Source organism: Tardiphaga sp. GW822-FHT04G09, assembly GCF_058800725.1.
Genome location: NZ_JBXAMO010000019.1, coordinates 114,713 through 121,057, shown reverse-complemented (window position 1 = coordinate 121,057; position 6,345 = coordinate 114,713). Strand labels below are relative to the sequence as shown.

Genomic DNA, 6,345 nt, shown 5'->3' with positions numbered 1-6,345 from the left:
CTTGCGGCTACGATGAACCAGAAATCCTCCCTCCGGGAAGTCCCTCAATTTGTCTCATGGGCGCTGACGGGGAACACGGAGGACGTGCAGGCACTTCTAGAATTACCTCAGTTTCGGAAGTGCCCTTTCCTGCTCCGCCCATTGCTGCAAAGCAGGACGGTCGGCTTCAACGGCGAAAGGCCGGTCGTATGCGCGTAGAAGATGCGGCACGCTCTATTCTCGACGGCAACATGTTGAGCATCGTCGAACTCGAGTCGTTGGCGAAGGAAAAGACAGTCGAACTCGTGGCCGCGGCCGCGATGGTTAGAGACGCCGGATTCGGCGATACCGTCACCTATTCCCGAAAAATATTCATTCCTCTGACGGAGTTGTGCCGCGACACATGTCACTACTGCACGTTCGCCAAGGCACCTCGCCACATTAGTGCTGCCTACATGCCGCAAGAGGCGGTGCTGGAACTCGCCCACCGAGGCAAGAAGGCGGGATGCAATGAGGCTCTATTCACGTTGGGCGAAAAGCCCGAACTACGATACCGAGCGGCTCGCGATTGGCTCGATAAAGAGGGATTCTCCAGCACCGTCGAATATCTTGGGCACGTGGCCGGCCTCGTTCTCAACAAGACCGGCCTGTTGCCCCATATAAACGCCGGTACATTGGCGGACGATGACCTGAGAATGCTTCGTCGGGTATCCGCGTCGATGGGACTCATGTTGGAATCCGTATCCGATCGGCTTACGGAACGCGGGCAAGTCCATTTCGGCTCTCCGGACAAAGTGCCGTCGGTCCGCCTTGCGACCATCCGTGCCGCTGGCGAACTATCGATCCCTACAACCAGCGGGATACTTATCGGTATAGGCGAAACGGTGCGCGAGCGCCTGGAAGCGCTCGTCGCCCTCAGAGATCTCCACCTTCGTTATGGGCATCTTCAGGAGATCATCGTTCAGAATTTCCGGGCAAAGCCGGGGACAAAGATGGAGGGTAGCGCGGAGCCTACAGCGGACGATCTGCGACGCACCATCGCGCTGGCCCGTCTCGCTTTCGGCCGTTCGGTCAGCGTCCAGGCTCCGCCGAATCTGAGCCCGGGAATTCTCCCCGAACTGATCCGTGCTGGCATCAACGATTGGGGAGGGGTCTCCCCGGTTACCCAGGATCACGTCAATCCGGAAGCGCCCTGGCCACAGCTGGACGATCTCGAACGACAGACGGCGAGTGCCGGCAAGCGGCTCGTGCAGAGACTTACGGTTTATCCGCCCTTCATCGCCGAAAGAACCCGTTGGATAGACGACGCGGTCTCCACTCACGTTATTCGGGCGTCGGATGCCGAGTGGCTCGCAAGGGATTGCGACTGGAAGGCGGGTGGGACTTCGAACCCGATCGAGGAATCCATCGGCGGTGCGACGCAAGGCGGAAGAGGAAGTTCCCTTAACGAAGTGCGATCGATCGTCCAGCGCGGGAGTAATGGAGAGCGGCTTGCCGAGGAAGACATCGTAAGGCTCTTCGCATCCCGCGGAGACGATCTTTCGTTCGTTCTCGAAGCAGCCGACGAACTTAGACGCAGTATGAACAAGGACGTCGTTTCCTACGTCGTGACGCGGAACATAAATTATACCAATGTTTGCACTTATGGCTGCAAATTCTGCGCCTTCTCTAAGGGAAAGACGCACGAGAATCTTCGCGGCAAGCCATACGATCTCGATCTACCGGAGATAGCAAGACGAGCCAGCGAGGCGTGGGACCGTGGTGCGACTGAAGTCTGCCTCCAAGGCGGTATAAATCCGACTTACACTGGCCAGACCTATCTGGACATTTGCAGTACGGTCCGACGTTCCGCACCTGGGATTCACATCCATGCCTTCTCGCCGCTTGAAGTGTCGCAGGGTGCCGCCACGCTCGGTCTGCCATTGCGCGATTTCCTGTTGAAGCTGAAGGATGCAGGACTCGGATCGCTTCCCGGCACCGCCGCCGAAATTCTAGACGACGAAGTGAGAACGATCCTCTGTCCGGACAAGCTTTCGACGCAGGGTTGGCTCGACGTGATCGAAACGGCCCATTCGGTCGGTCTGCGCACGACGTCGACCGTCATGTATGGGCACGTCGAGGAGACGCGGCACTGGGCCAGGCACCTTCTTCGTCTACGCGACCTGCAAGCACGCACCGGCGGCATAACCGAGTTCGTCCCGCTGCCTTTCGTCGCCCAAGAAGCGCCAATCTACCTGAAGGGCGGAGCGCGTCCGGGGCCAACTTTCCGGGAAGCGATCCTGATGCACGCCGTCTCGCGCATCGCGCTTCATCCATTAATCCCGAACATCCAGGCGTCATGGGTCAAGCTGGGTCCCGAGGGCGTGAAGGCGGCTTTGAACGCTGGCGTGAACGATCTGGGAGGGACACTGATGAACGAGTCAATCACTCGGGCCGCCGGTGCAGTTCATGGCCAGGAGGCACCGCCAGAGACGATCGAGGAGTGGATCCGCTCCTCCGGACGGCAGCCTCGTCAGAGAACGACCACCTATTCAAACGCGCCCGTACGCCAGCGCAACGCTTCCTTTGGGGCGGCGCCCCTGACCGCTCTCATCAACAATCCCGTCCGCAAGCTCACCAAGGCTGTGCCCCGTCCGGCTCCGGACCCCCAGGAAACGTAAATGGATCCATTTCAGTTCAAAGCGCCTACCATCGTGTTCGGAAATGACTCGGCATCGCGGGCGCACGAGATCATCGATAGTCGGCTAGGCGACAGCATTCTATTCGTCACTGACCGAGGCATACGTGGGCTTGGTCTTTGTGATCCGATCATGGCTTCGCTCAAAAGATCAGGAGCGACAGTGACGGTCTTCGATGATGTCGAGCCCGACCCCTCGTTGAGCACTCTCTTGATGGTCGTCGACGTGGGGAGGGCCGCTGGAGCCACCGGTGTCATTGGGTTTGGCGGCGGTTCGTCGTTGGACGTGGCCAAACTGACGGCATTGCTGCTCGGAAGCGGCGAGGACGTCGATGATGCATGGGGCGTTGGTCGCGCGAAGGGACCCCGGTTACCTTTGGTGCTGGTGCCTACAACAGCTGGTACCGGATCGGAAGTGACGCCGATCTCGATCATAACTGTAGACGAGAACGAGAAGCGTGGGGTTTCATCGCACCTCATTATGCCTGATCTGGCGCTGCTCGATGCTACCCTGACGCTCGGCCTTCCGTCGGCAACGACGGCCGCAACGGGAGTGGACGCGATGGTCCACGCCATCGAGGCCTATGCCTCGAAGAACGCCAACAACAATCCAATCTCGAAGGCTCTCGCTCGGGAGGCGCTACGCCTTCTCGGTGCAAACATAGAAATGGCCGTCCGCGACGGATCAAACCTAGCGGCGCGCTCTGCGATGTTGTTGGGAGCCAACTTGGCCGGGCAGGCATTTGCGAACTCGCCGGTCGCGGCAGTACACGCCTTGGCATATCCGATCGGTGGCATGTTTCATGTGCCCCATGGTCTCTCGAACGCGCTCGTACTTCCTCATGTCCTGCGTTTCAATGCCTCAGAAGCAGCGGACCTCTACGCAGAAATCGCCGTCGATGCGTTTCCGCAGCTCGCTAAGCGTTCCGGCGTCGAGAATAGGTGCCTGGCATTCATAGATTCTCTGGCTTCATTGTCGAATAAGCTGGGTATGAAGACCAGACTTCGAGACGTCGGCATCGGCGAAACGGACATTCCGACAATGGCAAAAGCCGCAATGAAACAGGAACGGCTATTGATCAACAATCCGCGAACCCTGAGCGAGAGCGACGCGCTCGCGATCTACAGAGCTGCATGGTGAATATGAGCAAATTGGGTCAGCCTTCCCATCAATCCGAATACGCACAATGGCGATCGATAGCCACGCGGTGGATGGACAACGACGTGTACGGACATATGAACAACGTAGTCCATTATTCGCTGTTCGACACAGCGGTGAACGGACTGCTTATCGAGAGCGGAGCTCTCGATCCCAAAAGTGGGAATGAGATCGGTCTCGTCGTCGAGACGGGGTGTCGTTATTATTCCGAACTCTCCTTTCCAGACATCGTAAGAGCCGGGATTCGCGTCGCGCGGATAGGCACCTCATCCGTTCGCTACGAGGTAGGTCTATTCCGGAATTCTGATGAACTTACTGCAGCAGAAGGGTTCTTCGTGCATGTGTACGTGGACCGCGCAACGCGGCGGCCCATGCCAATTTCCGACCGGCTCCGGACGGTTTTGACGCCGCTATTAGTCTCTTCAACCCGCATGGATGAACCGAAATGACATCGCTACAAGCGACGAAGGCGCCATTGTTGCGTACCCAATGCTTCATCGACGGCGAGTGGACCGAGGCGGACACCGGTGAAGTCATCAAGGTGACAAATCCGGCCACAGGGGAGTTGGTCGCGAGCGTCCCGAACATGGGGGGCGCCGAAACGAGGCGAGCGTTGCATGCAGCACATGCGGCGCTCCCCGCATGGAGCGCGAAGACGGCAAAAGAGCGAGCTGCGATCCTTCGCAAGTGGTTCGATCTCATGATCTCGAATCAGGAAGAATTGGCTGCCTTGATGACGGCGGAGCAAGGTAAGCCTCTTGGAGAGAGCAGGGGCGAGATCGCCTATGCTGCCAGCTTCGTCGAATGGTTCGCGGAAGAAGGCAAGCGCGTATACGGGGATACGATCCCGTCGTTCTCATCCGATCGGAGAATTGTCGTTCTGAAGCAGCCGATAGGCGTCTGCGCGGCGATCACTCCGTGGAATTTTCCGTCGGCTATGATCACGCGCAAAGCAGGTCCAGCCTTAGCTGCGGGGTGCACCATGGTTGTGAAGCCGGCAAGTCAGACTCCGCTGTCCGCGTTGGCATTGGCAGCTCTGGCCGAGCAAGCGGGCATCCCAAAAGGAGTGTTTTCGGTGGTGACGGGCTCTGCGGCTGCAATCGGCGGAGAAATGACCATGAATCCGATCGTCCGAAAATTGACGTTCACCGGTTCGACGGAGATTGGAAAGAAACTCGCTTCACAGTGCGCTTCGACGATGAAACGAACATCGATGGAACTCGGGGGGAACGCGCCGTTCATCGTCTTCGACGATGCCGACGTAGAGGCAGCGGTCAAAGGTGCGATGGCTTCGAAGTATCGAAATGCCGGACAAACCTGCGTATGTGTGAATCGCTTTATCGTCCAGACGGGTATCTACGATTCCTTTGTAACCAGACTGGCTAAGGCGGTCCAGGACTTGAAAGTCGGCGACGGGCGTTCTGCAGGAGTCGATATCGGGCCGTTGATCAACCAAGCCGCCGTCGAAAAGGTCGAGCAGCACATATCCGACGCGACATCGAAGGGCGCCAGGATATTGGTAGGCGGCCGTCGCGCCGAGCTGGGGAATAGCTTTTTCCAACCCACCGTGTTGGTGGATGCAACGCCGGACATGTTGATCTTCAAGGAAGAGACGTTCGGTCCAGTCGCTCCGATCTTCAAGTTTGAAACCGAACAAGAAGCGATAAGGCTCGCGAACGATACCGAGTTCGGGCTCGCCGCATACTTCTACGGTCGTGATATCGGCCGCGTCTGGCGCGTTGCGGAGGCCTTGGAATACGGAATGGTGGGGATAAACGAAGGGATCATCTCGACTGAGGTCGCGCCGTTCGGAGGCATTAAAGAGAGCGGAAACGGGCGTGAAGGTTCTAAGTATGGCATCGAGGACTACCTCGAGGTCAAGTATCTCTGTCTCGGAGGGATCTGAGGAAAGCGGAAGATATTTCTGCGGTCCCTCATCAAGTGAGTTGGCTGGAAAGGATGGGGCGTCAAAACTCGGCGTGTCCCATCCTTTTTTCGTTGCACATCGCCGTCGGCGTGACTGACGGATAATGCTTGCCGTGAGGCGCGGCATCGCCGCTGGAGGCCTCGGGAAGGTCATGGCGGCTCGCTCCGAGCGCCGAGTCGCTTTCTCTCCAACTACAAAACCCTCTTTCGGCATTGACAGGTTCTAAAAAAGAACTGACAAATCCAGCATTGGCGTTTGGCTGTGGAATAGTGGGCCAGTTTGAGTATTCCTTGATTGCACTCCTGAGTGGTTGCGACGTCAGGACGTCCAGACCGACATAAACCACTCCAAGATGCTCGAGGATCTGAACGACCTGCGATGAAAAACCGCATCCGGGGGCGTCGGGCGTTCCCTTCATGAACAGCACTACGTCGTTCGAACTGATTTGATGCTCGATAAACTCAACCACGTCCACGCTTATCTCCTCCATCGTTTAATCATTATGAACGTAATGAAAGAAGCGATGGCTTTCAAGAAGCAGAGGCGAGGTAGCAAGATCGTTATCGATGGCGATCTGGAAAATGGAAACAAGGTGAGGAGTGT

The 6,345-nt window shown here is 57.6% G+C and carries 4 protein-coding genes and 1 pseudogene; 4 read left to right on the top strand and 1 reads right to left on the bottom strand.

Annotation, left to right across the window (positions count from 1 at the left end):
• The first annotated feature begins 188 nt into the window (after positions 1-188).
• From cofH to AC1RLZ_RS24910, 4 genes are read left to right on the top strand one after another with little or no spacing between them, the layout of a single operon-like run.
• Positions 189-2,639, top strand: coding sequence for a 5-amino-6-(D-ribitylamino)uracil--L-tyrosine 4-hydroxyphenyl transferase CofH (gene cofH, locus AC1RLZ_RS24925; RefSeq protein ID WP_493190792.1), 2,451 nt, complete (start codon positions 189-191; stop codon positions 2,637-2,639).
• Positions 2,640-3,797 (top strand): iron-containing alcohol dehydrogenase, encoded by a 1,158-nt coding sequence (locus tag AC1RLZ_RS24920; protein WP_493190791.1) that lies wholly within the window; start codon positions 2,640-2,642, stop codon positions 3,795-3,797. It begins immediately after the preceding gene.
• A 2-nt stretch (positions 3,798-3,799) separates the two neighbouring features.
• Positions 3,800-4,264 (top strand): acyl-CoA thioesterase, encoded by a 465-nt coding sequence (locus tag AC1RLZ_RS24915; protein WP_493190797.1) that lies wholly within the window; start codon positions 3,800-3,802, stop codon positions 4,262-4,264.
• Positions 4,261-5,721 (top strand): NAD-dependent succinate-semialdehyde dehydrogenase, encoded by a 1,461-nt coding sequence (locus tag AC1RLZ_RS24910; RefSeq protein WP_493190790.1) that lies wholly within the window; start codon positions 4,261-4,263, stop codon positions 5,719-5,721. The genes AC1RLZ_RS24915 and AC1RLZ_RS24910 overlap by 4 nt, the downstream gene beginning before the upstream one ends.
• 256 nt (positions 5,722-5,977) lie before the next feature.
• On the opposite strand, the pseudogene AC1RLZ_RS24905 reads toward AC1RLZ_RS24910, so the two are convergent.
• Positions 5,978-6,232: pseudogene (locus AC1RLZ_RS24905) on the bottom strand (glutaredoxin family protein); the annotation flags it as partial.
• Positions 6,233-6,345: the final 113 nt, after the last annotated feature.